Origin of the sequence: Chryseobacterium defluvii (genome assembly GCF_003634775.1) — a bacterium.
Taxonomy (GTDB): Bacteria; Bacteroidota; Bacteroidia; order Flavobacteriales; family Weeksellaceae; genus Chryseobacterium; species Chryseobacterium defluvii.
Map to the genome: position 1 here is coordinate 52,294 of NZ_RBXB01000001.1, position 25,559 is coordinate 77,852.

A 25,559-nucleotide genomic window follows, 5' to 3' on the forward strand; every position below is an offset into this window, starting at 1 on the left:
AAATTAAAATAAAATTTGAAATATTCTTAATAAAATCTAAAGAAAATTAAAAAATCATTCTCTATTCTTAATTAAAAGCCAACCGGAATATGAAACTGTTAATTTTGTGTCGGGCTCCGTCCACTTCAAGAGATACCAGTAAGTTCCTGTAGGTAGATTTCTGCCTCCTGATTTTCCATCCCATGTATAGATTTTATCAGATGACCTGTAAACCGGAGCACCGTATCGGTCAACAACTTCTATACTCACATTCTGTTTAATCCTTAAATCGGAGTAATTGAGAACATCGTTAATGCCGTCACCATTAGGCGTAATAGCATTGATAAGGTTTAAAATCAGGAATTCTTTGGTAACGGGCATACAGCCGTCCGCTCCTAATACATATATTTTATGGATTCCTCTTGGTAGTCCTATAAATACGTTAGAAGATTGATAGTCAATTCCGTTTAAAGAATATTTATAAGGAGGTGTGCCTCCTGAAACATGAACGGTAATATTGGAACCAGAGGTTTCGATACTTGTGATGGTAGGACTTTGAGCTACAGTTACATTTACGTATTGGCGATATACACAGCCGTTGAATCCTAAGTCTATATAATAATTTCCTGCTCCCACTGATATGGTTGGTGTTGTTGCTCCCGTACTCCACAAATAGGAAGTAAATCCTGCACCAGGATCAAGAGTCACGTTTTCTCCGGGACAAATTACCTGATCATGCAGAACATCAGATTTTTTTGGAGATTTTAAGGTTAAAGTTAAAACTCCGGTATTGGGACACTCTGTAGGACTCACAAATCTCACATAATAAGTATTTGTTGTTTGTAAAAGTTGGGTGGCAGGAATTGCATTGGTTGCTGTCTGTGCATTGGCCAATGTCGTGTAAAAAGTCAATGTTACATTAGGGTCAGTTGTGAAAAGCCCTTTGTAATCATTAAGATTAATACTTTCAGAACCGCTAATATCATTATCACATACATTTACGCTTACATTAGTGCTCAGTAAAGTAATCTTGTTCCCAATTTTAAAGTTGATCTGTCCGAAAACGGTAGGGCATTCATTGGGAACAGCCGGATCTACTCTTACATAAACCGTTGTATTTGCGGTATAGGTCCAGTTCGCAGGAAGTGTATTATTATTTCCGGTATTGGCATCTGCCAGAACGAGGTAGTATCTTACATTGAAATTTGCAGAATTATTTACAATTTGAGGGGTAATCGCAGCAAAGTTAACATTAATGATCCCATCAAAATTATCGTCACAAAGATTGGCGTTAAAGTTATTGATATTGATGTTAGGAGCAGGGTTAGTCGTCAATGTTATCTGAGCTGTTTTAGAACACCCGAAAGCTGAAGTTACATTGGCATATACTGTTCCTGCCGGACCATTATAAGCGGCCGGGTTAGCAATCTGTCCGGATAAATTAGAGTTGGTAAAATACGTAACAGTAGTTCCTGTGTCCGGAGTCATATTTGCACTTGTCAGGTTAAAAGTTCCATTACCATTGGCATCTGTACAAGATGTTAGAGAAGCATTACTTACTTGTAAAACATCAATGTTGATAATGATTTTAAAATATTCAAAATCAGCGGGATTACCATTTCCTTCAATATAATATACAAATGAATCTGTAGTATCTGTAGTAAGGCCCGGATTAGGAGTGTAGGTGATTTGTCCCGTCGTTGGATTTACTGTTGCAGTCCCTGATGCAGGCGGTGCAATGATACTCGTATTAGAAGGAATAATTGATTGTGTTGATGCCGTAAAAACCGGTGAAATTACTTTCGTATTACAAGAACCGATATTAAATGTCGTTGTTGTAATAGGCGGACATACTGTATAGTTATAAGGATTGGTAAGCTTTGATTCACAATTGTTTTTGGTGATTAAGCAGGTATAAGCTCCTGCACCATATAATTCCGGATTGATAGAATATGAGGTCGCTCCCGGAATAGGATTGCCATTCAAATACCATTGATAAGCATCATAGGTGTTATCCACCTGAAGCAAAACCCCGGTGTAGCAATCTCCTGTTTTGGAAATAGCGGGAACGGAAGAAAATCCGGCAAAATAGCCTCCGTAACCCACCGCACCGCTTCCTGCCGCAATTCCTGCTGTAACAGATTTGGTAGAGTTTACCGTAATGTTTCCGGAAACGTTCGCAACAGAGTAGCTTACCCAGTTCGGATTTCCCGTTACAGGATAAGGTCCGTCGGATGCCGAAATAGGAGTTCCGTTTAATGTGACTATTGCTCCGGTTTGGGTAATGATATTCAATTTTGTATTGAATGTCTGAGATCCAACCGTATTAATAAATCCGATTTCATCTATTTTATTAGGCATGAAACAACTCAGAGGCGGAATAAAATTAAAGCCACCTGCCGGATATTCATTTCCACCGGAAACTCCGGCTAATAATTGATATACATAGATGTTTTTGGTCGAGGAAATACTCATATTGTAATGTCCGTTTCCCTGGTCGATATAGCTGGAACTCGGCACCATATAATATTTTCCTGCATTGAGAGTAGTTCCTGTAGCTACCCCATTAATGGTAACAGGAGTGTTGTCTTCCGTAGCAATAATGAGCGCTCTTTCCATTTCGGAGGAAACAGATCCTTTTCCTTTCACCACTACAAAATCTTTTCCTAATCTTTCTACAGGAACAGCCTGATCCATCAGGATATCGTTATTGGTAAGGTTCAGATTGGTATAAATTCCATTGAAATTTCCGTTGGTTACAGAAATAGGTTTTGTAGCTACGATTTTAGCTCCTACTAATCCGTCCAGATTATTAAAGCTATCTGTACTTACCGCATCTATGATGTAGGATTGCCCTTTATTCAGAGTAAATGTTTTGGCAGGAGAGGAGGTTCCGTCCGAGAAAATAACATTCGGATTATAATCTGAAACAACAACTGTGGTATTATCTTCCGTAGCCGTAATTCCTATCATTGAATTCACATAATATGCCGTTCCTGTAATGGGAGCCATTGCCGCATAAAAAGTAGTTCCAAGTCCGGCTAATCCTTTGGATGTGATGATTTCAGCATGGTTGGTGACTGAAAATCTGTAATTGGCAAAAAACTTTTTCGGACCTTTCACATATATTCCCATAGTGTTAGGCGTAAACAGATCAGACTGAAGAGTTGCCAACATGAAATTACTGGGAATACTTACCTGCGCTGGACTTCCTTTAGCGACCTGTACCGTAGTGAATAAAGTGTTGTTGTTATAAATCTGCACCGAAAAGGGTGTCGTTTCATTAGTAGATAGATACAGGTTGCTTTCAAGTCCGTTAATTCCGGATCTTGCAGCCATAGGCGCAAACCAGTGGTCTGTATCTAACTGAGCATTGACAAATAAACAAAAAACTGTAAAAACAATCGATAGAATTTTTTTCATGCGTTCTTATAAAGGGGAGCAAATTTAAGCATTAATAATCAAACTTTTATATTAAAAATTATAAGATAATTATGGAATGCTTACATTGTGACATTCCTAAAATATATTCACATACAATTCATATTCAGAAATCCTGATATGTACGGAGTCAGATGCAGAGATGAATGATTTTTTCCACGCAAAAAAATCCCGGTGAAATTTTTCACCGGGATTATATATTTGAAAATTATTTGATTAAGCTAAGCTTACTCTGATAAATCCTGTAACTTTAAGATCTCCGTTTACAGATTTTACATAGTCAGCAACAGATTGGTTTCCGTCTTTAATGAAAGCCTGGTGTACCAAAGTGTTCTCTTTGTAGAATTTCTGCATTTTACCTTTCAAGATGTTCTCGATGATGTTGGCAGGTTTTCCTTCTTTAGTCAAAAGTTCTCTTTCGATCTCTAATTCTTTGTCAATCGTTTCCTGAGAAACAGCAGTTTCGTCAAGAGCAATTGGGTTCATTGCAGCAACCTGCATAGAAACAGCTTTAGCAGCTTCATCAGCACCGTCTACTTTTCCGGAAAGAGCAGTGATTGCAGCAATTTTGTTTCCAGCGTGGATGTAAGCTCCTAAGAATGGTCCTTCGATTCTTTCGAAAGCACCGATCTCGATTTTCTCACCGATAACTCCTGTTTGCTCAACTAATTTCTCAGCAACAGTAATTCCGTGGAAATCAGTAGCTAAAAGCTCTTCTTTTGAAGCAGCAAAGATAGCCATTTCAGCTAATTCGTAAGCCAACTCGATGAAAGCTTCATTTTTAGCAACGAAGTCAGTCTCACAATTTAAAGAGATAATAGCTCCCAATGTGTTATCTTCGTTTACTCTAGCGATAACTGCACCTTCAGTAGATTCTCTGTCGGCTCTGTTCGCAGCAACTTTTTGTCCTTTTTTTCTAAGGATCTCGATTGCTTTTTCGAAATCTCCTTCAGCTTCAACCAAAGCTTTTTTGCAGTCCATCATACCTGCACCTGTTGTGTTTCTTAATTTTGCTACGTCTGCAGCCACTGGTGTATAAGACATAATATTTATTATTTTTTTTATTTAAAACTTAGTATTGATTTTTAGTTTATTTTTGAGCAGTGCAAAGATAATGATTTTAATGATAAACTAAAAAATGACTTTTTACGTTATTTAGTTGTTTAATAAATTTTTTAATGTTTAGTTAATGAAAAAAATATTTCTTCTTATATTTTTATGCATCTTTAGCCTTGGTTTTTCTCAAAAAAAGAAAAAAGCCAAGTCTAAAGCCGTTGTAGAAAAAGAAACGATGATCATCTACACGGAAACGGATGCGGAAAGTAGTAAGGAAGCAAGAGTGATTGCAGGATTTTTGAAACAAAATCCGAATCACCCTAAAACCGACTATTTTAAGAGAAGACTCATGGAAATCATCATGGCGGATAATTCTCCGGAAGCAAAACCGACCATTACACCAATGAGCAAGAAAGAAGTGGAAAGAATGGTTAATAATAATGAATTGAATAATTCTAAAACGTTAGCTTCCAATACAAAAAGTACGACTCCTGAAAGAACGGTAAATTATGCAAGTGTAGGGACTGCAAGCAAAAAATCAGAGCCAAGCGAGAAAAATAAAAAAACGGCTGCCATGCTGACGCACATCTTTAATAATGACCCGATGGATAAAGAAGCTTATATTAACATCAAAAACAGATCAAAATGTAACCTGATTGTTAAAATAAGCGGTAAAAAATATTACAACCTGGATGTTCCGGCCAAAGGGCAGAACTTTATTCTGATAGATAAAGGAGAGTATATTTTGACGACAATGGTTTGCGATGCCAAATATTCTTCACTCAAGAAAATCAATAAGGATATTGAAATTGAACTGAATGTAAGTGAAGATTAAATACAAAATAAGAGCAATAAAAAAACGGTAAAGAATTTTCTTAACCGTTTTTTTATTTTATCCTTTAAACTGCCCCATCGCAATAAATTTATCCTGTCTTTGGGTTTCAAGTTCCTGTCCCGTAAATTTAGAGAAGGCCTTGATGTTCTGTAAGATTGAATTTTTAAGATTAAGATAGGTGGTTTCCGGATCGTAATGAGCACCACCAAGCGGTTCTTCAATAATACCGTCAATGAATTTTTCTCTTAAAGCATCTTTCGGAGTCAGGTTCAATGCATTGGCAGCATCTTCTTTATGATCCCAGTTTCTCCATAGGATGGATGAGCAACTTTCCGGTGCAATTACCGTATACCATGTATTTTCTAACATATATACTTTATTTCCTACACCAATTCCTAAAGCCCCACCACTTGCTCCTTCACCAATGATGTAAGTAAAGATCGGAGTTTTAAGCTGAACCATTTCGAAAATGTTTCTTGCAATAGCTTCTCCCTGTCCTCTTTCTTCAGCCTCTAATCCCGGATAAGCTCCCGGTGTATCTACCAAAGTGATCACGGGAATATTGAATTTTTCAGCAAGCTTCATTAATCTTAAAGCTTTTCTGTATCCTTCAGGATTCGGCATTCCGAATCTTCTGTGCTGTCTTTCTTTGGTTGTTCTCCCTTTTTGAGTTCCTATAATCATTACTTTCTGACCGTCAAGAGTGGCTAAACCACCGATCATTGCCGGGTCATCAGCAAAATTTCTGTCTCCGTGAAGTTCCAGGAAGCTGCCTTTATCTACCATTCCGTTGATGTAGTCCAACGTATAAGGACGGTCTGGATGACGAGATAATTGTACTCTTTGCCAAGGGGTAAGATTTCCATAGATCTCTTTTTTCTTTTCTACAATCTTATCCTCTATCTGGCTGCATGCTAATTTTACATCAACACCACTTTCTTCTCCTACTAAAGAACATGTCTGGTATTGATCCATTAATTCTTTGATAGGAAGTTCGAAACTTAAATATTCCATTTCTTGAAGTAAATTAAATCTTTCAAATTTATGAAAAATTAATGAAAACTTATTTAAAATTATTTATAGCATTATGTATTCTCACTATACTTTCTTCTTTTCCAATGATTTCCAGAATATCCGGAACATCCGGTCCTTTAAGCTCACCCACTAAGGATAAACGGAGAGGCATCATTACTTTACCCATTCCTAATCCTTTATTCTCTGCAAAATCATGAACCGTTTGCTTCAATGCTTCTGCCTGGAAATCTGCTGTTTCCAATGTGGATGCAAGTTCACCTAAAATTGCAGCGGTTTCTTCACTCCATGCTTTTTTAGCTGCTTTTTCATCATAAGATGTTGGAGCTTCAAAGAAAAATTTCCCGTTTTCGTAAATATCTTTCGGGAAAGTAGCTCTTTCTTTCATTAAATGAATGACTCTTAAAAGCTTTTCATCGGAAGCGTTAGATAAGTCAAGATCTGAATTTTTCAGAATCTGAAGCAATTCTTCATCCGATTTCATCTGAATATACTGATGGTTGAACCATTCTGATTTCTCTTTACTAAATCTTGCGCCGGCTTTATGAACTTTATGAAGATCGAATTCTCTGGCCATTTCGTCAAGGGAAAGAATTTCTTTATCATCTGCTGGAGACCATCCCAATAGAGCAACCATATTGATGAAAGCTTCCGGAAGATATCCGTTTTCTCTGTATCCTTTGGAAACGATTCCTGTTGCAGGATCTTTGAAATCTAACGGGAATACCGGGAATCCGAATTTGTCTCCGTCTCTTTTGCTTAATTTTCCTTTGCCTTCCGGTTTCAGGATCAAAGAAAGATGAGCGAACTGTGGAGCTTCCCAGCCCATAGCTTCATATAATAATGTATGTAATCCTAAAGATGGCAGCCATTCTTCACCACGGATGACGTGGGAGATTTCCATTTCATGGTCATCAATGATATTGGCAAAATGGTAAGTCGGCATTCCGTCATTTTTAACTAGAACTTTATCATCTAAAGTATTGGTATTTACGGAAAATTTTCCACGAATGATGTCTTCAAGGTTTAAAGTCCTGTCAACAGGCATTTTAAATCTTACCACATACGGAGTTTTTTCATCCAGTAACTTCTGAACTTCTTCTTCAGAAAGGGCAAGACTATTTCTTAAACGGTTTCTGGATTTATTATCATAAGAAAAAACATCGCCTTTTGCTTCATATTCTGCACGGATGGCATCCAGTTCCTCAGGAGTATCAAATGCAAGATAAGCATAATCCGTTTTTAGGATCTGCTCTGTATATCTGTCATAGATGTCTCTTCTTTCAGATTGTCTGTAAGGAGCATATTTTCCTCCTTTTGTAGGGCTTTCATCTGGAATAATGCCGCACCATTCCAAGGCTTCTTCGATATATTCTTCAGCTCCTTCCACATACCTTGCTGTATCTGTATCTTCAATTCTCAATACAAAGTCACCACCCTGGTTTTTAGCAAAAAGATAATCATATAATGCGGTTCTTACGCCTCCCAAATGTAAAGGTCCCGTAGGACTTGGAGCAAAACGTACTCTTACTTTCTCCATTGTAAATAAAATTTTGGTGCAAATTTACTTAAAAATATCAGGTTTTTCATGATGTTTTGGCACCGTATTATTGGCTTTTTTGATCTTAATCTTTACTTTTGTGTCCATTAGAACAAACCCACACTCTGTTGGAAACAGGAAACACCACTTCGTAAGAAGATAAATATGACAGATAATAATAAGGCTTTACTGGCAGGATTGAAAAAAGATCTCAGAATATATTACGTATTGGCGTTATTTATATTCCTGCTGGTGTTTGACTATGACCAGTATTGGTATATATTCAAATCATATATAACTTTTAATTCCTGGTCGGTGTATGGTGATCTCCGTCTTCTTTTAAAAGGGACAGATTTGTATAGTGTGGGAAAAGATCCGTTCAAAGAACATTATGAGCCTCCGTATAATTATCCTTCATTTTGGAGATTCTTTTCCTATATCAAAGGTTTTGATGCTGCTCATTACAAAGTCATAGGCTCTCTGCTTGTTTTCTTTACGCAAAGTATGTTTTTATGGGCAACAGGAAGCTGGGATCCTAAAAAAGCTTTTTATTATATACTCTTATTGCTTTCACCGGTATCGCTTTTAATTTTTGAGAGGGGGAATAACGACCTGGTTATATTTTTACTCCTACTATTTCCGGTTCTGGTTTTTCCTAAAAGTAAAATAGTATATATTCTATTTTTTTTGCTTGCTTTTATGTTAAAGCTTTACCCGATAGGAGCGGGGTTGTTGCTTCTTTATCTATATAGAGAAATCAATTTCAAAAGCGTTGCCGTGTTAGCAGGAGTTGGAGCTGTTATACTGTGCTATATCGGACTGAATTACGAGGAGATTATCATGATTCGTGAAAGAACCCCGATATCTGTTTCTGAGTTTAGCTTTGGTTTTCAGGTCCCGTTAGAAAACATTATGTCTCACAACCGCAAAATGTATAAAGTAGAAGAAGTATATTGGACGGGATATATTGTGTTGTGGATTTCCATTATTTTTCTGCTGTTTAAGGTATTTAAAAATAAATGGAATCAAGCTGACCTGATGAATATTAAAAGTCAGGAGATACACCTCTTCTTAATTGGGGGCGGAGTTTTCCTATTCAGCTTTTTCCTGTCTGTCAGTTGGGAATACAGATTGTTTTTTCTGGTATTATGCGTACCTGCAATGATTAGCTGGATGAAGAGCGATCAGTTTGGAGCAAAATACCTGATTATTGTTTTACCCATCATTTTATGGAATCAGACTTTCAGAAAAGTTGCTGAATCCGTTTTTTCAGGAAACTCTAATGCCGTTTTTATTATCAACCAGCTATTGATCGCTTCTGTGGCTGTGGTTTTAATGGTTTATATTATTCTGATACTGAAAAAATCGTTGAAGCTGATCAAATAATCAGCTTATTTTGATTTGAAAAATGATTTAAGTCTTGTTAATAAATCCCTTTTTAAGATGTTTCCTGAAAGCCCATCTACTTTCCAAGTATTTTTGTGGAGGGTATAATTTTTAAAAAGCATTTCATTTTTATACAATAGGGCACTTCTTTTTTTCAGTTCCTTTTCATTAAGACTTACCGTATTATTTAAGGATGATTTTCTACGATAGTGATTCTGATGCAAGACAATTTCATTATCGATGATCTCAATCTGCATCTTCTTCAGTTTTATCCTGTGCAGGAATTCATTATCATCATAAGCCACTCCTTCCGCATAAGCCGGATCAAATCCTCCCAGATCAAACAAATCTTCTCTGGTAATGGCACAGCAAAAATGATAAGCAACCGGCCTTATAACAGAATGATTATACCAGCTATTGCTTCCGTCCTGCGTATTTTCCACATTGTTTTCCTGAATAAGCTTTTCCATTTTTTCAGGATGGCTGATGTATCCGTCGATATTATCGGTAGGTTCTTCATCCAAGGAATAGCATCCGAAACTCAGATACTTATTGTTAACAAGGTTTTCGCTTGTATATTTTAGAATGTTGCCAAAATGCAGGCATTCAGGGTTTTGTAATATGATTAAATCTCCTTTGGAAGCTTTAAAACCCACATTAAAAGGAATACATGAGTTTTTGTACCACTTGTTCTTTTTTTTCAGACGGATTATTTTTAAGAACGGAAATTCACCAACAAGATCTTCCAGTCTTTCTTCCTCATTGCTTGCATCATCTACAGCGATCAATTCAAGATCAAAATCATGATCTTTCAATTGCCGTTGAATGCTTTCAAGAGTTTTGATAAATAATGCTTTACGGTTGTAATAAGCGGTTACTATTGAGATTTTCATGAATTACAGTTATTAAAATTGGCGATAGATTTCGTTGAACTTTTTGGGTTTAAAAAGCTTATAGGTCAGCTTTCTATACCAAACATTATAATATTTTTTTTTGTATAGGTTCCTATTAAGGATCATGTAGCTGATGTTGCTGAAATCAAACCCGTGCTTCTCATATAGCGGATAATGCTTTTGATAGATAAGAAGTCTGTTCTGTGCTATTTTCTCTTCCTGTTGAGTGCTTACATTGGTAAGAGAGTTATCATGATGTCTGATTCTGTAAAAAAATAAATACTCAGGAATTCTGTATACTTTACCTCCATTTTCTATGATTGAAATCCATAGATCCCAGTCTTCAAAATACGTTAAGTTTTCGTCGAAACCATTGGCTTTGATAAAGTCTTCTTTATAGAGTAACGCGGAAATAGGAATGCAATTGGCAAAAAGAAAATCTTTGATTTCAAAATCGGGTAAAAACCATTCTGTGTTTTCTTTTTCAAAATATTGGCCTTTGGTGTAGCAAACCCTTATTTCAGGATTGGAAGTTAATACACTATATGTTTTTTCCAGGAATTCAGGAGCAATTTTATCATCACAATCCACAAACAGGATGTATTGGCCTTGTGCAATTTCAACTCCTTTATTTCTTGCCACTGATTGGCCTTTATTTTCCTGATGGTATACAATAAGATCAGGATATTTATTTGCTTTTAGGTGGTCCAGGAACTCTTCCGGCGATCCGTCATTAATTACAATAACCTCAATATTCTTGAAGGTTTGACCATATATACTGTCAAGACATTCTTCAATATAGTCTTCCCCTTTATAATACGGTACAATTACAGAAACCAAATCGCTCATAGTGTTTATATATCAGTTGAGGTTATTTAATAATCTCTTTAATCCAGCTGCTAAAACTATATTGTTGTATAATTTCTTCAGGTAACGGATGATAAGGAGTTTTTAAAAACTGCTCAATATTTTTATAATTATCATTTTCTACGACAAATATATTGTCAGAATGGTAAAAGTCATAATTTTTTACCATAATATTATCTGTAATCACTTTTTTACCATAATACATTCCTTCAAAAAAACGGATAGATAGTCCGTCATGCAGCGGGTCAACAAAGTCTAAAAGGACATCGGAGTTTTTGACCCGCTCAAGATTTTCCTTAAATGTGATCCTGTCTGAAATATATTTGATCTTAGGATTTTTTCGTTCAGGTTCCTGAAAATATTGAATAAAAATATTGAGGTCAACCGGAAAAGCGGAAACCTCTTCAATGAATTTGTCAATCTTTTCCTCACGGCTTTTCCAGTATAGCCCAACAAAATAAAGTACGGGTTTTTTTGTGTTGTATTCTTTATGATAAGGCGGAAGGTGATCGAAATAAAAATTGGTAATGGAATGTATATTGTGCTCTGACTCTACCTTTTCAAAACAAAAGAAGGTATCAAAAAGCCCAAAATAGTTTTTAATTTCCGGAAATTTTTCAATACCGTCCCACTGATAGGCGATCAGTTTTTTGGTTCTCTTTTTTAGATTCTGAACAAAAGGAATAGGGAAATTATCAGGACGAATTACTAAAATATAATCCAGTTCTCCTTCAATTTCGGAAAGATTTTTATTGAGCTCATCAAGTTGGTGTTTATTGATGAGGCTTTGTTTGTATCCCTTGTTTCGGAGAATATTTTTAATGAAAAAATTCTGAATGTTTTCAGCACCTTTATATCTGAACCGGCAAACCTTATCTGTGATCAGATAGGTCTCAAAGCCCACTTTCTCCAGATTATCTAAAAATAACCGGGGAAAATCCGAATAATCGGGCATTACTAAAAGAAACCTTTCTTTTTTCACTGTTTTACTTATTAAAAAGACTGAATATTACAATTTTATAATGTTTTCTAAGGCTGTTTACCGGATTATTGAAATATTCTTTTCTGATAGTATCCGCATCCTTTAAACTTACATTATTCAAAAACCTGAAATATTTTTTTTCAATATTTTTCAGGTCAATATTATCTTTAAATTCAGGATTCACCTCTCTGAACGTTTTTTCCATTTGTTGAAGCGCTTCAGGGGAATAATTGCCGTGATGTTTGAAATTCCCGATGATGATTTTCTTCAGATATGCAAGATAATAAGCGGTAATGCTTCGTTCAGGATATTTCAGATAATACTTTTCATAGATGGTTTTGATCACGCTCAGATAACCCAAAAGGTTTTTATCACTGTTTTTCTTTGTGATAGATTGTGCATTATCTACCGTATAATGATAAGTTACCTCGGGCATGAAGATCACATTTTTAGCATTAAACATGGTTTCAAAGAACCACAGCTCATCTTCATGATAAATTCCGCTTAAAAATTTCAAATTATTTTTTCTCAGGAATTCTGTTCTGTATAATTTATTCTGAGCAATCGGGCTTAAACCTTCCGTAATATTTTTGAGCAGAACTTCTGAATGAGCATTCTCAAACTGTTGTTGTTCTTTTGGATGTGGGAGAAAAGAAACAATTTTTTTCTCTTCCCATGCAAAAGTGGCGGTTTTTCCAATGATAATATCTTCCTTCCCGGTGTAGGCGGAAACCAGAGATTCTATAGCATGTGAAGGAAGCAGGTCATCACTATCACAAAAGTAGATGAAATCACCGGTCGCTTTTTCCAGACCAAAATTTCTCGTGTCGGAAAGACCCTTGTTTTCTTGGCTGTAAATATGGAATCGCGGATCTGTAAAGCTGTTGACGATCTCTAAAGTATTATCCGTACTTCCATCATTAATAATAATGCATTCAATGCTGGAATAGGTTTGATTTTGAATGCTTTCAAGCACCTCTTTCACATAATGAGAGGCATTGTAACACGGGACGATAATGCTTACTAAAAAATGAGAGGTATTCATAAGGTTAAATATCTTTAAGTGTAGCGCTTACTTCTTCTATGGAAAATGGCTTTAAACTGTCGATAGAATGTTGGCTTAATGTATTCCAAAGTGTTTCGTCATTGTTAAGGCGTATAATAGCTTCGGCAAAAGCATCTTTATCATTGGCAATCAGAACGTTTTTATCATTTGTTAATTGCATTCCTTCTGCTCCGATATCCGTAGTAATAACGGGTAAAAAATATTCGAAAGCCTGTCCGATCTTTCCTTTTACTCCGGCTCCAAACCTCAATGGCGCAACCATCATTTTTGAAGTCTTGAAAAGCTCTTCAATACTTTCTACAAATCCTAAAAATTTAAATTTCGGGAATTGTTTGAGATCTAGCTTATCTGCAACATTGCCAATAACGCTCACTTCCAGTCCCGGATTGGTTTTCCAGACAATAGGCATAATGTTTTCGTAGAGATATCTTACAGCATCAATATTAGGCTCGTGAATGGAACCGATGAAAATGATTCCTTTACTTTCATGGAACGGCTTCCTTTCCGAAATATCAATTTTCGGGTAGTGGATATTGGAAATCGTAATAATTTTATTGCGGTCTGCATATTGGCTCATCACTTCCTTTTCCTTATCCGAGATGGCAATGATATAGTTGAGCTGAGGTGCTACAACAGTTTCCAGATAGAAGAAATGCTTATATTTTTTCTTCAGTGAAATTCTTGAAGGCTCTATTTCAATGGCTCTTTTATATCGTAAAAAATGAATATCCACCATGTCATACATAAACTTGGTGTCAGGCAATATATTCTTCAGTTTCTTATAAAATAAATTCAGGGCAAGAGGGCCGTTAAACCACACATAATCAATAGTTTTTAATATTGGTAAAAGCTCATAAACAGTTTTATACCTGTTATTTTCCACAAATACAATCACACCATGGCTCTGATAAAACTTCACGTAGGAATCATCTTCAAAAACATGAGGAGCAAAAAGGATACAGTTATATCCCAGTTGCTTATAAATCAAAATGATTTCTTTCAATCTGTTCGATCCGGAATCTTTATCATGCGTAGGAAAATCCCTTGAAACAAATACAATTGTTTTTCGGGAAGGATCCCATAACTCTACATTCACAACATCCTGGGTTTGCAGAACTTTGAGCTTTTCTTTCCTTTTAAAATATTTCTTTATCTTTTTTAAAATTCCCATCGTTTAGTTGTTATGTAATTCGAAAACCTTGTCTGTCCAGTTGTCGAGAGTGTATTTGTGATAAATATTATCAGGAACCTTTTCATAAGGTTGCAGGAAAAAATCTTTACTGATGTTGCTTAAATCTTTATCCAGAACCAAAATATTATTGGGATTGTAGAAATCGTAGTTTTTAATTTCCTGGTTATCTGTAACGATTTTCTTTTCCATGGCCATTGCTTCAAAAACCCTGAAGCTAAGACCGGTTTGCCCGCTTCTCATAAGGTCTAGCAATGCTCTTGTGTTTTTGTACATCTCAGCAACAGTCGCAGTAGGAATTGGTTTTCTCCTTAGAACCGTGAAGTTTTTAAGACTGTTTTTTCCTGTTTTTATCTGCTCTTTCCATGCCTTTTTCCCCACAATCACAAAACCATAGGCAATGCCTTTTTCCTGTAATATTTTGGCTAAAGGTAATAATATCTTATTTCTTCCTTTATCAAAAGAAGTAATATAGTATAAGTCCATTACAGGATGTTGTTTTTCCTGTGGAATATATTCTAAATAATTATAGTTGGTCAGTCTTTCGAAGCCATGTTTTTTAATGTCCTTATCGTCGAAGGAGAAGACTTTATCAAAAAGATGGAGCTTATCTTCCACAGGAAACCGTTCAAGATTATCATAAAGATAAGTGATCATCCTATCTGTATAAGCTTTTATTTTTTCCAGCGTGGAAAGATCGAAAGTATCCGGATTTAGAACCAGAATCTGATCCTGATGTCCCATTGTTGCCAAAGAATCCAGTACATATTGCTGTCGTTTTTCTTTTTTAAGATTTTTCTTTAAAAAGACCTTGCTGAACGCATTAACCACTTTTTCCGTAAAATTGGCATGTGTTATGGCACCGATTTTAATATGATATGCATGAACACCTTTACGGCGTAAAACGTCTACAATATGTTGATCATAGCCCCAGAAGTCAAAACTGATGACACAAATTTTCATCCAAATTCTTTTTGTTCGTTCTTTAGAGATTCATATGTTTCAAAAGCACTCAAAGATTGCAAGTAAGAGAGCTGAAAGCCTTCTTTGCCGTCTAAAATTCCCAATCGCATAATATACGCTTTAAAAAATTTGTAAGCCGTTTTGAAATATTGAGTTGAAGCACTGTACTTTTTCCCTTTGGATGCCAGCTCTAGTCCTTTCAACTTTCCGTAATGGAGCATTTTTTTCTTATAAGATCCATAATCCGTCACGGAAAAATGAAGAAGCTTATGTTTTAGCTCTCCGATTGTTCCATCTACCTGTAATGTTTCGTGAACTTTTCTCTCAGCAATATATCGGGCTGTTGATTTCCTGAAAAGCCTGAAGTTCTTATCCGTCTGTGTCCCTGAAAAATGGATGGGCTTGCCGGCAAAAAAGAATTTGCGGTAAAAATAATAAGCGTCTTTTTTATCGGGTTTGTTTAATTCTTCGATGATTTCTTTTTTCAGCTGTGGAGTGATTCTTTCATCACCATCTAAAAACAATACCCAGTCATTGGTAGCATAATCCAGTGCCAGATTTCTTTGAGAAGTAAAATCCTCAAATGTGTGCTGAACTACCTTTACTTTGGGAAAAGACCGGGCTATTTCTAATGTTTTATCGGTGCTGAATGAGTCAACAATGATGATTTCATCACAAAAGTCAAAACATTCGAGTACTTCCCGAATGTTTTTTTCTTCGTTATAGGTTATGATTAAGCCGCTTACTTTCTCAGTGAGTTGAGGCATATTTACTTTTTGAAATCAGCAATGGTTTTTTCTATAATCCTTACACAGTCTATTAATTGTTCTTCGGTGATCACCAAAGGAGGTGCAAGTCTTATGATATTTCCATGAGTAGGTTTGGCAAGCAATCCGTTTTCTTTTAATTGTAAACAAAGATTCCATGCGGTAGAACTTTCGGGAGTGTCATTTATCAAAATGGCATTCAATAAACCTTTACCTCTTACTTTGGTAATAAGGTCGGTTCTTTCAATCACTTTTTCAATTTCAGTTCTGAATAGTTGACCCAATTGTTCAGCTCTTTCAGATAGATTTTCTTCAGAAACCACATCCAAAGCTGCCATGGCAACCGCACAAGCCAATGGATTTCCTCCGAATGTAGAACCGTGTTGCCCGGGTTTAATCACATGCATGATCTGATTGTTCGCTAAAACAGCAGAAACAGGATACATCCCGCCTGAAAGCGCTTTTCCTAAAATCAGAATGTCAGGTTGTACGTCTTCATGGTGACACGCAATCAGTTTTCCGGTTCTTGCAATTCCGGTCTGCACTTCATCTGCAATGAAAAGGACATTATGCTTTTTACATAATTCTGAGGCGGCTTTAAGGAAACCTTCATTTGGAACATATACTCCGGCTTCTCCTTGGATAGGCTCAACAAGAAATGCTGCAATATTCTGGGCGTCTTTTGTTAAGACGTCTTCTAAGGCGGCAAGATCATTATAAGGAATTTTGATAAATCCGGGAGTAAAAGGCCCGTAATTGTTATTGGCATCCGGGTCATTCGAGAAAGAAACAATAGTAGTCGTTCTTCCATGAAAGTTATTTTCACAAACAATGATCTTCGCTGCATTTTCTGCAATTCCTTTTACTTCATAGCTCCATTTTCTGGCTAACTTTACCGCCGTTTCCACAGCTTCCGCACCGGAATTCATGGGCAAGACTTTATCAAAACCGAAAAGAGAAGTGATTTTCTGTTCGTACTCTCCTAATTTTGAATTGTAAAACGCTCTTGATGTTAAAGCTAATTTTTGAGCCTGACTAACCAGTGCTTCTACAATTTTAGGGTGAGAATGTCCTTGGTTAACAGCGGAATAAGCAGAAAGGAAATCATAATATTTCTTGCCTTCCACATCCCATACAAAAACACCTTCTCCACGGTCAAGAACTACCGGAAGGGGATGATAATTATGTGCTCCATGCTGGTCTTCAAGGTCAATAAAATATTGTGAATTTTTTGCTGTTTCTACTGTTGACATATATTCTTAGGTTTTTCACAAAGTTAATCATTTATTTTAAAGTTAAGAAGAGGCATAACTCTGTACTATTTAATCCGCCCAATATTCTTTTGTGAGAGAATGTCCTGCTTTTTTGAATGCATTTTGCAGGGCTTCGCCCAGTTCTTCATTGTTTTTTTCACTGGACATATAGAGATAAAACAGATTGCCTTTTGTGATTTGTTCTTTTGGGTCTGCTTCTGAATTAATGACTGTAGTAACCACGGAGTTTTCTTCTGCCTCTAAAATAATCTGTATGTCTTTGCCTATTTTCCGGAGCTTATCAAGCGGTACTTCCTGCCTGATGAATTGGGTGCCGGTAACATAAGGACTTTGTATTTTGATTTCAAAGGCCAGCTTTTTCTCATTATCAATAGAAAATTCTTTAATGATGCTGATCGTATCACCGTTAAAAAGTCGTGACTTAAACTGGTTTTTTATTTCCTTTTCTAGTTCCCGGTTTAATATATTAAGTATTTTCTTTTCCTGTGCGAAATGTAAATTCCAGGTTCCAAACATTAGAAGTAATAATACAATCGGTTTCATGGCTGGGAGGTTTAGTTTTTATAAAGATATATTTCAAACGTATTTCCGGATAACTTTAGTTTATAGCATGGTTATTTTATGAAAAATTTAAATTTTCGACCATAAAGTTTTTGTGTGCAATTGTGATTGAGATAAAATAAAAACCGCCTCTGAAAGAGGCAGTTTTCATAATATGTTGATCATTTTAATGATCGTATTTTTTATCCATTACGAAGCTTTCCATGAATTTCGTAGTGTAGTTTCCTGAAAGATAATCTTCATTATCCATCAGTTGTCTATGGAAAGGAATTGTAGTTTTTACTCCTTCAATATAGAACTCTTCCAATGCACGTCTCATTTTTGCGATAGCTTCTTCACGAGTTTGAGCTGTCGTGATAAGTTTAGCAATCATTGAGTCGTAGTTAGAAGGAATGGTATATCCAGAATAAACGTGAGTATCTACTCTGATTCCGTGTCCGCCAGGAATATTCAATCCTGTGATTTTCCCCGGAGACGGTCTGAAATCATTATAAGGGTCCTCAGCGTTGATTCTACACTCGATAGAATGTAACTTCGGGTAATAATTGATGCCTGAAATTGGAGTTCCTGCGGCAAGAAGGATTTGTTCTCTGATCAGGTCATAATCTATTACCTGTTCAGTAATAGGGTGCTCTACCTGGATTCTTGTATTCATCTCCATGAAATAGAAATTTCTATGTTTGTCTACTAAGAATTCGATAGTTCCTACTCCCTCGTAACCGATAAATTCAGCTGCCTTTACAGCCGCTTCACCCATTTTTTCACGAAGCTCATCCGTCATGAATGGGGAAGGAGTTTCTTCGGTTAACTTCTGGTTTCTTCTTTGTACTGAACAGTCTCTTTCAGAAAGGTGGCAAGCTTTACCAAACTGGTCTCCTGCAACCTGGATTTCAATATGTCTTGGCTCTTCGATCAGTTTTTCCATATACATACCTCCGTTTCCGAAGGCAGCAACAGCTTCCTGAATAGCAGATTCCCAGTGGTCTTTAAGGTCTTCAGCTTTCCAAACGGCTCTCATTCCTTTTCCACCACCACCTGCAGTAGCTTTGATCATTACCGGATAACCGATTTCTTCAGCTGTTTTAGCAGCCACTTCGTAAGATTCGATCAAACCGTCAGAACCTGGTACACATGGAACACCTGCTGCTTTCATAGTAGCTTTGGCATTCGCTTTATCTCCCATTTTCTCAATTTGCTCAGGAGTAGCCCCAATAAACTTAATGTTGTTTTTCTGGCAGATTCTTGAAAAGTTGGCATTTTCAGATAAGAATCCGTAACCCGGGTGAATGGCATCAGCGTTGGTAATCTCAGCTGCAGCAATAATGTTAGGGATTTTAAGGTATGAGTCCTTGCTCATAGCCGGACCAATACATACCGCTTCATCAGCAAATCTTACGTGAAGACTGTCTTTATCAGCAGTAGAATATACCGCTACGGTTTTGATCCCCATTTCTTTGCAAGTACGAAGAATACGCATTGCAATTTCGCCACGATTGGCTATTAATATTTTTTTGAACATCTCTCCGAAATTTTAAATTTTAAATTTTGAATTTTAAATTATTTTAAACGAAAGAACTTCATCTAAAATTTATAATCTATCATTTAAAATTCCTTAAGATGGATCTACTAAGAATAAAGGTTGATCATATTCTACAGGAGTAGCATCATCTACTAAGATCTTAACGATTTTTCCGCTGATCTCAGACTCGATCTGGTTGAACAACTTCATCGCTTCGATAACACAAACTACCTTACCGGCAGAAACTTCATCCCCCACATTTACAAATACATCCTTGTCAGGAGACGGTTTTCTATAGAAAGTACCGATCATTGGAGACTTAATAGCCACATATTTGCTGTCATCAGAAACCGCTTCAACTTTTTCTGCAGCAGCAGGAGATGCAACAGGAGCAGCTTGCGCCGGAGCTGCAACTTGCTGAGGAGCAGTGTGATAAACCGCTGGTTGTGCATACGCTACCTCACTTCCGGCTAATGGAGTTTTAATAGTGATTTCGAAATCTTTTGTTTTGTATTTTACCTCTGATACTTCAGCTTTAGACACAAACTTGATAAGATTTTGTATGTCTTTAATGTCCATAAATTTGATATTTGATTTTGAGCCAAAGATACCAAAAAATAACAAAAAGTAACAAAAAACCACTCAATTTTATCAAAATTGAGTGGTTTTTGTATCAAAATAAGGTTTTTTAAAGAAAAATACCTCTTAGTTTTCTTCAGTAGTTTCAACTGTTTTTTCCAATACTACCTTACCTCTGTAGTATAGTTTTCCTTCATGCCAGTGAGCTCTGTGATAAAGGTGTAATTCACCAGTTGTTGCATCTTTAGCTAATTGAGGAACTACTGCTTTGTAGTGAGTTCTTCTCTTATCTCTTCTTGTAGACGACTGTCTTCTCTTTGGATGTGCCATTTTGTAATAACTTTTTTAATTTGATGAGCGATGAGATTCATCATCTCATCATATTAATTATTTTAATTTTTATCTTTTAACTTTTTTAATGCGTCCCATCTCGGATCGCTTTCGTGTTCCTCTTCTTCAATTTCCTCGATATCTTTCGGGCTGAATTGCTCAAGGATTTTCAAATCTTCCTCACTTACGTTAGGCGATAACTTTTTCATAGGAATGGAAAGTACCACGTTTTCATAAATCAGCTGCGCTATATTGAACGCATAGTCTCCGGTTGGAATGGTAATCACATCTTCATCGCTATCGTCATACTCTTCTCCAAACTTCACCAAAACCTTGATTTGATTTTCAATAGGATGATCGAATTCATCGTTGGTGATATCACAAACTAATTCTACCGTCCCATGTATTCCAATCTCAAATTCTAAAAAAGTAGTATGTTTATCAAGTAAAACATCCACTGTAATTTTAGGATTTGTAAATTCCTGATCAGTATCAAATAATTGAAAGAACGTTTTATCTATCTCAAATTTGAACTTATGCTTGCCGTTTTTTAATCCGGAAAAGCTTATGTCATAGTTTCTTAACTTGTCCATAAAATGAGTGTGCAAAAATATGCATTTTTTTTATAATTACAAATAAAATTTCTAACAAATTATATAAAAATTATATAAGACTTATCTAAAAGTTTTATCCTTCCATGTCTTCGGGAAGATCTTCATCTATTCCGTTGTCCGCTACCATTTTCCTTGGCTGTAGGCGATTACTCATCAGGTCATTGTATTCGCTTCTGTTTTTGAAAATTTTAATAGCCGTAAAAATAGCTTCCGTAAAACTTTGCTCATCTGCAATATTTTTTCCGGCGATATCATAGGCAACGCCATGATCGGGTGATGTTCTGATGTAAGGCATTCCTGCAGTATAGTTTACACCTTCTTCATAAGCAAGGGTTTTGAACGGAGCCAGTCCCTGATCATGATACATGGCTAAAACAGCATCAAAATTCTTGTATTTGTTCGGCTGGAAATAGCTGTCAGCCGGGAAAGGTCCGAAAGCCAGAATGCCATTGTCAGAAAGCTCTTGAATAGCAGGTCCGATAATTTCGATTTCCTCATTCCCGATAACACCTCCGTCTCCTGAATGCGGGTTAAGTCCCAAAACGGCAATTTTAGGTTTCTGGATACAGAAATCTTCAATCAATGTCTGGTTTAAAGCCCTGATCTGCTTCTTTATTTTTTCTTTAGAAATGTTTTCAGCTACTTTAGAAATAGGAATGTGATGGGTTGAAACTGCCACTTTTAATCCTTCGGAAACTAAAAACATCAAGCCTTTTTTATCGAATTTTTTTTCAAAATATCCTGTATGGCCTGCGTGCTTGAATCCCATTTTCATCATTTCGTCTTTGTTGATCGGAGCTGTAACCAAAACGTCTATATCTCCTTTCATTAAAGCTTCAGTGGCCGCCTCCAGAGAATCAATCGCCATTTTGGTAGATTCCTCCGTGGGGGTTCCCAACTCTACATTCACATTGTCTTTTACAAGATTTATCATATTCAGTTTTCCTCCCTGAGCCTGTGAAACTTCATTGATGTAATTAAAGTTCAGGTTCAGTTTGAAGATGTTTTTCTGAAAGGTAAATAATTTACCTGAGCCAAAAATTACCGGCGTGAAAAAATCTGTAATGGTTTTATCTTTCAGAGATTTCATGATGATTTCCGGACCTATTCCGTTAAAATCACCTATTGAAATTCCTACTCGTACTTTATGGTGTTTTGGGCTCATTTTGATTATCTTTGAAGATTAGAATTTTACAAATTTAGCAAAAAATAATATGTTCACAGGAATTATTGAAGCAGTAGGTGTTATTGAGAAGATAGAAGAAAAAGGAAGTAATATCGATTTTACCCTGACCTGTCCTTTTACCAATGAGTTGAAAATTGATCAAAGTCTGGCGCATAACGGGTGTTGCTTAACGGTTGTTGAAATTAAAGGAGACCAGTATGTGGTTACCGCCATCAATGAAACCCTGGAAAAAACCAACCTTGGAAAATGGGAGACGGGTACTGTGGTAAATCTTGAACGCTGTATGAAAATGGACGGACGGCTGGACGGGCATATTGTTCAGGGACACGTTGATACAACCGGTGAAGTGGTAGGCATTGAAAATAAAGACGGGAGCTATTATATTACCATTGGATATGAAGCTGGCGGAAACTTTGTTACCGTTCCGCAAGGCTCAATTACGGTGAATGGAATTAGCCTGACGGTGGCTCATAGTGAACAATTTCAGTTTTCAGTGGCCATTATTCCATATACTTGGGAATTTACGAATATGCAGCATTTGAAAACAGGAGATAAGGTAAATCTGGAATTTGATATTATTGGTAAGTATATTGCTAGGTTAATTAATAAACAGAATGTCATTTAACAAGTATAAAGGGTATAGTTTGCGAAACCGGGTGTTTTTCGGTTTCTTATTCGTGTGTCTCTTAAGTGTTGCTGCTTCCTCATTAGTTCCCTACTATGTTTTAAGAAATAATTCCTTTGAACAGAGTAAGATAGATATGCAGGTGAAGACCAATGCGGTCATAAGATTTCTGGATTACGCAGTCAGTCGTTCGCTTATCGATACCAAAGATTTACCGGATGTATTGGGGAATAAAATTTATGAAATAGCAGATATTAATCAGCATGATATCATTATCTATGACCTGAAAGGAAACTACCTGCTGTCTAATAAGGAGAGGGGTTTAATAGATCAGAAGAAAGTACCCATTAATATTGTTAATAAAATTCTTTCTACAGATGCAAGGGTGGATATAAAAGGGTATGATAAAACCAAAGATGCTACCCTCACCTCATCCTATATGATTTTGAAGAATAATGCTTTAGAGCCTATTGCCATAGTTTATATTCCATTATATCATGATGAGTCTGCCTATTTTGATGTCCTTCATAAATACGTTAAATATATACTTTTAGTAGACATTTTTCTAATCCTTTTCAGTATCTGGATAAGTTGGATAACCTCCAATAATCTGGCAAAAACGATTACAAAATTCTCGGATATGATTACAAGGATTACCTTGTTTGAAAATGAGCTTAGGCCTATCAGATATTATAAAAATGATGAATTGAATGCTCTGGCGAGAGCTTATAACAGGATGATCCTGCAAATTCAGGATCAAAAGGAAAGGTTGCGCTTCAAAGCCTCTGAAGAAGCGTGGCGGGAAATGGCCAAGCAGGTTGCCCATGAAGTCAAGAATCCTCTTACCCCCATGAAGCTTACTATTCAGAATTTCGAAAGAAAATTTGATCCGGAAGATCCTAATATAAGAGAAAGAGTAAAACAGATGAGCAAGACCATGGTGGATCAGATCGACCTTATCGCTACCGTAGCTTCTGCTTTCTCGGAATTTGCCAAGCTTCCTGAAAAAAATAATGAGGTTATTAATTTAAATGCCGAAGTGGAAGATATTCTGCGTGTTTTCAACGATGAAAGTATTTTCCTTCATGCTAATAAAAATAATATCATGGTCAATATGGACAGGATTTACCTTTCCAGGATCATTACGAATCTTGTGACCAATGCCAAACAGGCAGAGAGTGATGAAAGAAAACTGATCATCAATGTGGATGTGGAGCAGCATCAGAGGAGAGTGATGATCTCTGTTCAGGATAACGGAATTGGTATCCCTGAAAATATGTATGAAAGAATTTTCGAGCCTAACTTTACTTCTAAAAACAGTGGGATGGGACTTGGATTATCTATGGTAAGAAAAATGGTTGAAGATTACAAAGGTGAAATTTCCTTGAAATCTGAAGTGGGTAAGGGGTCTACTTTCACCATTACACTCCCTACTAATTTATAGTGAAGCCTTTCAAGTTTAAACAATTCGAAATTCAGCAGTCGAAAGACGTTTTCCGGGTGGGAACGGATGGCGTTCTCCTTGGTTCTTTGGCTGGTGTAGAAAATGCTTCAACGGTTCTGGAAATTGGAACCGGAACCGGGCTGATTTCATTAATGTTAGCTCAAAGGAATCCACATGCTGAATTCCTGGGGATTGATATTAATGAATGGGCTGTAAAGCTTACGAAAAGCAATTTTGAGAATTCCGTTTTCAATTCAAGGCTGAACAATATGCTTCAGGATTTTAAAACTTTTGAAACGACAGAAAAATTTGACCTGATTGTTTCCAATCCTCCCTATTTCGAAGAATCAGGTTCGGATAAAGATAAAGTGGCGCGGCAAACCGTTGAATTGAACTTTAAGCAGTTAATTTCAAAATCATCAGAACTGCTTTCTGAAAGAGGCATTTTATCAGTCATCATTCCTGTTGAGGTTGGAGATGATTTCATTGGAATTGCTGTGGGGCATCAGCTGTTTTTAAACCGGAGGATCAATGTCAAAGGTATTGCCGGCTCAAAAATAAAAAGACTCATTCTTGAATTTTCTGTGCATGAACAACCCGTTGAGGAATCTGAATTGATCATAGAAAAAAGTCCGAGACAATACTCGGACCAATATATTGAACTCACTAAAGAGTTTCATGTTTTTGGTAAATCATTACTCAAATAATTCTGCTGTATCCAATACGGAAACTTTTCCGTCTTCACATCTTATCGCTTCTCCGGGGAAATTCTGGATCATATGGTAGTCGTGAGTGGCCATAACTACGGCTGCTCCGTTTTCCTTGGCTACCTGTTTTAGTAATGTCATAATTTCATTGGAGGTTTCGGGATCAAGGTTCCCTGTAGGCTCATCTGCCAAAATAAGATCAGGGTGATTTAATAAAGCCCTTGCAATAGCTATACGTTGTTGTTCCCCTCCTGAAAGTTCATGAGGCATTTTATGCTTTTTGCTTTTCATGTTTACGCTTTCAAGAACTTCGTTGATGCGCTCGTCCATCTTAGGCTTGTCGCTCCATCCCGTTGCTTCAAGAACAAACTTTAAGTTTTTCTCTACCGTCCTGTCTGAAAGCAATTGGAAATCCTGGAAAACGATTCCTAATTTTCTTCTCAAATTCGGAACATCCGACATTTTAAGCTTGGCAAGATCAAATCCTACAACACTTCCATGTCCGGAAGCCAAAGGGATATGCCCGTACAAAGTCTTTAAAAGTGAACTTTTTCCGGAACCTGTTTTACCGATAAGGTAGCAGAATCGGCCTTTCTTGATGTTAAGGTTAACGTCAGAAAGAACAGTGAAGTTTTTTTGTGCGATTTTGGCGTGCTGTAAACTTATAATATTATCTCCGGAAATATGGGTGTGTGGCATAATTCAGTTTTAAAGTGCTGTTTTT

General features: G+C 36.5%; 24 protein-coding genes. 5 read left to right on the forward strand and 19 right to left on the reverse strand.

Annotated features, from left to right (window positions below):
• Positions 1-54 precede the first annotated feature (54 nt).
• Together BCF58_RS00235 and tsf are read right to left on the reverse strand one after the other, a co-directional pair.
• Positions 55-3,402: a T9SS type B sorting domain-containing protein gene (locus tag BCF58_RS00235; RefSeq protein ID WP_121459807.1), complete on the reverse strand. Its 3,348-nt coding sequence runs from the start codon at positions 3,400-3,402 to the stop codon at positions 55-57.
• 234 nt (positions 3,403-3,636) lie between these two features.
• Complete coding sequence (gene tsf / locus BCF58_RS00240; RefSeq protein WP_121459808.1) at positions 3,637-4,464, reverse strand: translation elongation factor Ts; 828 nt, start codon at positions 4,462-4,464, stop codon at positions 3,637-3,639.
• A 145-nt stretch (positions 4,465-4,609) separates the two neighbouring features.
• Here tsf and BCF58_RS00245 point away from each other — a divergent pair, with 145 nt between their 5' ends.
• Positions 4,610-5,311 carry a DUF6759 domain-containing protein gene (locus BCF58_RS00245; RefSeq protein WP_121459809.1) on the forward strand — a complete coding sequence of 234 codons (702 nt, stop codon included), beginning with the start codon at positions 4,610-4,612 and terminating at the stop codon, positions 5,309-5,311.
• Positions 5,312-5,368: 57 nt separating this feature from the next.
• On the opposite strand, the gene BCF58_RS00250 is transcribed toward BCF58_RS00245, so the two are convergent.
• Together BCF58_RS00250 and gltX are read right to left on the reverse strand one after the other, a co-directional pair.
• Entirely contained in the window at positions 5,369-6,325 is a 957-nt protein-coding gene (locus tag BCF58_RS00250; protein WP_121459810.1) for an acetyl-CoA carboxylase carboxyltransferase subunit alpha, read from the reverse strand.
• Between the two features lie 49 nt (positions 6,326-6,374).
• Positions 6,375-7,883 (reverse strand): glutamate--tRNA ligase, encoded by a 1,509-nt coding sequence (gene gltX / locus BCF58_RS00255; RefSeq protein ID WP_121459811.1) that lies wholly within the window; start codon positions 7,881-7,883, stop codon positions 6,375-6,377.
• 165 nt (positions 7,884-8,048) lie between these two features.
• Here gltX and BCF58_RS00260 point away from each other — a divergent pair, with 165 nt between their 5' ends.
• Positions 8,049-9,269 carry a hypothetical protein gene (locus tag BCF58_RS00260; RefSeq protein ID WP_121459812.1) on the forward strand — a complete coding sequence of 407 codons (1,221 nt, stop codon included), beginning with the start codon at positions 8,049-8,051 and terminating at the stop codon, positions 9,267-9,269.
• Between the two features lie 5 nt (positions 9,270-9,274).
• Here the strand turns inward: BCF58_RS00260 and BCF58_RS00265 are convergent, their stop codons facing one another.
• The 14 genes from BCF58_RS00265 to pdxA all read right to left on the reverse strand — a co-directional run bounded on the left by BCF58_RS00265 (position 9,275) and on the right by pdxA (position 22,038).
• The gene (locus BCF58_RS00265) at positions 9,275-10,162 is read right to left on the reverse strand and encodes a glycosyltransferase family 2 protein (protein ID WP_121459813.1); all 888 of its coding nucleotides are present in this window, start codon (positions 10,160-10,162) and stop codon (positions 9,275-9,277) included.
• Positions 10,163-10,174: 12 nt separating this feature from the next.
• Complete coding sequence (locus tag BCF58_RS00270) at positions 10,175-11,011, reverse strand: glycosyltransferase family 2 protein (RefSeq protein ID WP_121459814.1); 837 nt, start codon at positions 11,009-11,011, stop codon at positions 10,175-10,177.
• A 22-nt stretch (positions 11,012-11,033) separates the two neighbouring features.
• Positions 11,034-12,011, reverse strand: coding sequence for a hypothetical protein (locus BCF58_RS00275; RefSeq protein ID WP_121459815.1), 978 nt, complete (start codon positions 12,009-12,011; stop codon positions 11,034-11,036).
• A gap of 4 nt (positions 12,012-12,015) precedes the next feature.
• Complete coding sequence (locus tag BCF58_RS00280) at positions 12,016-13,056, reverse strand: glycosyltransferase family 2 protein (protein WP_121459816.1); 1,041 nt, start codon at positions 13,054-13,056, stop codon at positions 12,016-12,018.
• Positions 13,057-13,060: 4 nt separating this feature from the next.
• Positions 13,061-14,248 carry a glycosyltransferase family 4 protein gene (locus BCF58_RS00285; protein ID WP_121459817.1) on the reverse strand — a complete coding sequence of 396 codons (1,188 nt, stop codon included), beginning with the start codon at positions 14,246-14,248 and terminating at the stop codon, positions 13,061-13,063.
• Positions 14,249-14,251: 3 nt separating this feature from the next.
• The gene (locus BCF58_RS00290) at positions 14,252-15,229 is read right to left on the reverse strand and encodes a glycosyltransferase family protein (protein WP_121459818.1); all 978 of its coding nucleotides are present in this window, start codon (positions 15,227-15,229) and stop codon (positions 14,252-14,254) included.
• Positions 15,226-15,996: a glycosyltransferase family 2 protein gene (locus BCF58_RS00295; RefSeq protein WP_121459819.1), complete on the reverse strand. Its 771-nt coding sequence runs from the start codon at positions 15,994-15,996 to the stop codon at positions 15,226-15,228. The genes BCF58_RS00290 and BCF58_RS00295 overlap by 4 nt, the downstream gene beginning before the upstream one ends.
• 2 nt (positions 15,997-15,998) lie before the next feature.
• Positions 15,999-17,249, reverse strand: coding sequence for an ornithine--oxo-acid transaminase (gene rocD, locus BCF58_RS00300; RefSeq protein ID WP_121459820.1), 1,251 nt, complete (start codon positions 17,247-17,249; stop codon positions 15,999-16,001).
• A 69-nt stretch (positions 17,250-17,318) separates the two neighbouring features.
• Positions 17,319-17,813 (reverse strand): hypothetical protein, encoded by a 495-nt coding sequence (locus BCF58_RS00305; protein ID WP_121459821.1) that lies wholly within the window; start codon positions 17,811-17,813, stop codon positions 17,319-17,321.
• Positions 17,814-17,997: 184 nt separating this feature from the next.
• Entirely contained in the window at positions 17,998-19,350 is a 1,353-nt protein-coding gene (gene accC, locus BCF58_RS00310; RefSeq protein WP_121459822.1) for an acetyl-CoA carboxylase biotin carboxylase subunit, read from the reverse strand.
• Positions 19,351-19,443: 93 nt separating this feature from the next.
• Positions 19,444-19,929 carry an acetyl-CoA carboxylase biotin carboxyl carrier protein gene (gene accB / locus BCF58_RS00315; RefSeq protein ID WP_121459823.1) on the reverse strand — a complete coding sequence of 162 codons (486 nt, stop codon included), beginning with the start codon at positions 19,927-19,929 and terminating at the stop codon, positions 19,444-19,446.
• Between the two features lie 126 nt (positions 19,930-20,055).
• The gene (rpmF, locus tag BCF58_RS00320) at positions 20,056-20,259 is read right to left on the reverse strand and encodes a 50S ribosomal protein L32 (protein ID WP_034681046.1); all 204 of its coding nucleotides are present in this window, start codon (positions 20,257-20,259) and stop codon (positions 20,056-20,058) included.
• Positions 20,260-20,321: 62 nt separating this feature from the next.
• Positions 20,322-20,852 (reverse strand): YceD family protein, encoded by a 531-nt coding sequence (locus tag BCF58_RS00325; protein WP_121459824.1) that lies wholly within the window; start codon positions 20,850-20,852, stop codon positions 20,322-20,324.
• A gap of 94 nt (positions 20,853-20,946) precedes the next feature.
• Positions 20,947-22,038: a 4-hydroxythreonine-4-phosphate dehydrogenase PdxA gene (pdxA, locus tag BCF58_RS00330; protein WP_121459825.1), complete on the reverse strand. Its 1,092-nt coding sequence runs from the start codon at positions 22,036-22,038 to the stop codon at positions 20,947-20,949.
• A gap of 49 nt (positions 22,039-22,087) precedes the next feature.
• Between pdxA and BCF58_RS00335 the strand changes: the two genes are divergently transcribed.
• The 3 genes from BCF58_RS00335 to BCF58_RS00345 are packed head-to-tail and all read left to right on the forward strand — an operon-like array spanning position 22,088 to position 24,835.
• Positions 22,088-22,684, forward strand: a complete 597-nt coding sequence (locus tag BCF58_RS00335; protein ID WP_121459826.1) for a riboflavin synthase — start codon at positions 22,088-22,090, stop codon at positions 22,682-22,684.
• Positions 22,674-24,128 carry a sensor histidine kinase gene (locus tag BCF58_RS00340; protein WP_121459827.1) on the forward strand — a complete coding sequence of 485 codons (1,455 nt, stop codon included), beginning with the start codon at positions 22,674-22,676 and terminating at the stop codon, positions 24,126-24,128. Before BCF58_RS00335 ends, BCF58_RS00340 begins: the two co-directional genes overlap by 11 nt.
• Positions 24,128-24,835: a tRNA1(Val) (adenine(37)-N6)-methyltransferase gene (locus BCF58_RS00345; protein WP_121459828.1), complete on the forward strand. Its 708-nt coding sequence runs from the start codon at positions 24,128-24,130 to the stop codon at positions 24,833-24,835. The genes BCF58_RS00340 and BCF58_RS00345 overlap by 1 nt, the downstream gene beginning before the upstream one ends.
• Here BCF58_RS00345 and BCF58_RS00350 read toward each other — a convergent pair.
• Positions 24,824-25,534 (reverse strand): cell division ATP-binding protein FtsE, encoded by a 711-nt coding sequence (locus BCF58_RS00350; RefSeq protein ID WP_121459829.1) that lies wholly within the window; start codon positions 25,532-25,534, stop codon positions 24,824-24,826. The genes BCF58_RS00345 and BCF58_RS00350 overlap by 12 nt on opposite strands.
• Between the last annotated feature and the right edge of the window lie 25 nt (positions 25,535-25,559).